At 54.6% G+C, this 280-nt stretch carries 1 protein-coding gene; it reads left to right on the top strand.

Features of this window, described 5'->3' with window-relative positions:
• Nucleotides 1-280, top strand: a 280-nt coding sequence (locus AB9F29_RS22515; RefSeq protein ID WP_369757328.1) for a hypothetical protein, incomplete at both ends; no start/stop codon positions are given.

Below are 280 nucleotides of genomic sequence, written 5' to 3' on the forward strand. Positions count from 1 at the left end.
TGCCGCTGGGGTTGATTATACATCCTACATGCAGTTTCCAAGTGCCTCGCTTGCCGTAGAAGTCGAGAATGATCGCCTCTGTATTTCGGGTCTATCCAACGGCGAACGCGCCAAATTCACCTTCCGCCAAGGGCTACCTGCTGCCAGTGGCGAGACCCTCGCAAAAGACGTCGAAATCACCGGATATGTCCGCGATAGAACCCCCAGCGTCAGCTTCCCAAGCCGCGCTTATGTTCTTCCAAAAACCACCAATGCCGCCCTGCCGATTGAATCGGTTAAC

The organism is Falsihalocynthiibacter sp. S25ZX9 (assembly GCF_041205405.1).
In the GTDB taxonomy this organism is placed as follows: Bacteria; Pseudomonadota; Alphaproteobacteria; order Rhodobacterales; family Rhodobacteraceae; genus Falsihalocynthiibacter; species Falsihalocynthiibacter arcticus.